The sequence below is a fragment of the Flavobacterium sp. genome, from assembly GCF_035760125.1.
GTDB lineage: Bacteria > Bacteroidota > Bacteroidia > Flavobacteriales > Flavobacteriaceae > Flavobacterium.
This window is the reverse complement of sequence record NZ_DASTTN010000349.1, coordinates 1-2,787: the sequence shown is the minus strand read 5'-3', so window position 1 is coordinate 2,787 and position 2,787 is coordinate 1. Positions and strand designations below refer to the sequence as shown.

Here is a 2,787-nt window from a genome sequence, read left to right as displayed (position 1 = left end):
ATTATAATTCTTTATTTTACCCTTTCTCAATTTATGTTCATGAATTAATTAATTTTTATAAGTTTTTTCCAAAATTTCAACATACTGAAAAATTGAAATATCATTTGACTATTACAGAAACCCCAATAAAAGAATATTTACTAAACCAAGTAGAAAAACATAAAGCACTCGGTTTACACTTTATGAAAGAAAAAAAATGGGGTCAAGCCATTACCAATTTGAAAGATGCAGAAAAATTAAGTCCAAATGACATAGATGTTCTATTAAATCTTGCAAACAGTTGTTACTATAATAAGTATTACGATGAAGAATTATCCACCCGTTTAAAAATTGCTAATATTGACGAAAACATTGAAATTAATCTTGATGGCTTGTTTTGGTGTTATGATAGAATTGAAAACATATCAAAATGCATTTTTTATATTGATAAATTGCTAATGATTAATGAAAATAATTCACAATATCATAGAATGAAAGGTTCAAAGTTAGAAGAGTTAGGAGATTTTAAAAAATCCCTTAATTCTTTTACTGAGGCCATTAAATTAGATCCAAAAGAGCCTAAGAATTTTCACAGTCGTGCTTACTTGAATCTATATATAAATGATTTAGATAGTGCATACAGTGATATAAAAATGGCAGAAAAACTAAACCATACAAAAACTGATATTTTGAATTGTTATGCAAACTATTATCGCTTAAAGAATGATATAGCAAAAGCGCTTGAATCTATTAATACAGCACTTAAATTAAGTTACGATGCGATTTTATTAGGAACCAAAGCAGTAATATACTCAACAAACGGTGAAGATGATTTATTTTATGAGTACCTAATAAAAGCTATTGACGCCGGAGCCGCCACCCATAGATTATATCCTGATATTAAAGAAAAATACAGAGACAATCCTAAATTTAAAGAAATATTGGAAAAATATAATCAAAAGCTTTATCTCTAAATTTAGAAATTATAAAAAAACAGATAATAACAGATGCTAAATCCGCGCTATACGAAGTCTCCCTACTTCGTCACACACGCTGAGCAACCAACATAATTCTCCTACCAAAATCATAGGAGCTCCTATCAAAACCGTAGGTCCTCCTACTTAAACCAAAGGAGCTCCTATCTAAACCGTAGGTCCTCCTACCAAAACTATGGGAGCTCTTACCAAAATTGTAGGTCCTCCTACCAAAACTATACGAGCTCCTATCAAAACTATAGGAGCTCCTACCAAAAACATAGGAAAACCTATCAAAAGTATAGGAGAACATACCATAAAAAAAGCCAGCTTAAAAATAGGCTGGCTTTTAAACATACAATCAAATCATATAACTATAAATCAGCAGGGATTTCAGTTGCAGGTTCTGTTTTGTGCGCAAAACGCTTATTCCATTGATCCACTTCACCCATAGCAAGATCAAGAGAACCTTCATTTCCTCTGGATACTTGTAGATTTATAGTATAACGGTCAACCAATGTCATTACATCAGTTGCAGCACCCAACTGGATTTCTTCGATAGTTTCCATCGCCTGCATTAGCGCCATTTTGTTTGCCTCCAGACTGTTGTAATAATCCAAAAAATTGGCAAGCTCTGAGGGAACATCGGCACGACTCAATGAATTTGGAAATTGATTGGCAATTCTGGAAATTAATCGGGCATACCCTTCCCTGCCTTCCGCCATAGAGCGTGTTCCTTTTTTTTCCTCATCGGTCAAATTAATTTTGAACGGATTCAAAGGTGTTAATGCGGTATTAATCGCAGTTGTAAAAGCAGTCAATACTGCTGGAGCGGGAATGGTTGTAATCAATTTTGACATAAAAAATAGTTTTATTTAGTTAATAATAATTGAATTTAGATAAAATAATCATAAAACTATTCTTACCTTATGTAATTAACATCAATTTAACGTGTAATTTTTCTTATAAATAATCTAAATTCGATTAATGTTTCTTTTTGGGGAATGATGACAAAAACTCAAAAATCTCTCCCTTTAGCCCCGATTGTAGTGGAAATCCTTTTGTGTCTCGTTTTTTTTAACGAAACACAAAAGATTGAAACGGAAAGCGGGACCAATGTCGACAAATGAGCCAAATATTTCTGCTCCAAAAATTAATAATCGACCCCGAGCTATCGAATGTTTTAGAATCTTGAATAATAAAACAGACTTTTAAATCAGTTCATTTTAAATATTTTATTAACTTTATAAGACATTTACATCCAGTAAATTACTCTTATATATTCGTGTTTTTCTCCCCTATTTCTACAAACCACTTGCCTAACTAATTTTGATGGGCTTTATTTTTTTATTTCACGTAATTTATCCGCAAACAGAATAAATACTGGGTATTATTACACAAACCGAAGACTATATTTTTTTCTTTTTGAGTTCTTTGGTCAACATACTATTTGAAAGTAACTTAATAATAACTATAATTTTAAAACTTAATCAAAAATGGAAAATAATGCAAACGAAAAAAGTCTTTACGAACGTCTAGGCGGTACAGAAGGAATAACTACTATTGCCACCGAAGTTATAGAAGCCCATATGGTGAACCCTGACATTAAAGCAAGATTTCTTCCTCTAAAAGATGACCCAGAGCATTTAGCGGAAGTTAGAAAGCATGTGATAGAGTTTTTTGTCATGGGCAGTGGAGGTCGACAGCAGTACTCTGGCAAAGATATGCACGCTGCCCATGTTGGAATGAATATCAGTCAAGGAGAATACTTGTGTGTGATGGACGATATCATGTCTTTTCTTGACAAAAATAACATTGACGAGCAATCCAAAAA

General features: G+C 32.4%; 4 protein-coding genes. 2 read left to right on the top strand and 2 right to left on the bottom strand.

Translation table 11 applies throughout. The annotated features are described in order from the left end of the window. On the top strand, window positions 1–953 hold a 953-nt coding region (locus VFS71_RS12530), incomplete at its 5' end, for a hypothetical protein (protein ID WP_326401634.1). Between the two features lie 168 nt (window positions 954–1,121). Here the strand turns inward: VFS71_RS12530 and VFS71_RS12525 are convergent. Then, window positions 1,122–1,271, bottom strand: coding sequence for a hypothetical protein (locus VFS71_RS12525; RefSeq protein ID WP_326401632.1), 150 nt, complete (start codon window positions 1,269–1,271; stop codon window positions 1,122–1,124). A gap of 56 nt (window positions 1,272–1,327) precedes the next feature. Further along, entirely contained in the window at window positions 1,328–1,813 is a 486-nt protein-coding gene (locus VFS71_RS12520; protein WP_326401631.1) for a hypothetical protein, read from the bottom strand. 636 nt (window positions 1,814–2,449) lie between these two features. On the opposite strand from VFS71_RS12520, the gene VFS71_RS12515 reads away from it, so the two are divergent. After that, on the top strand, window positions 2,450–2,787 hold a 338-nt coding region (locus tag VFS71_RS12515), incomplete at its 3' end, for a group 1 truncated hemoglobin (protein WP_326401630.1).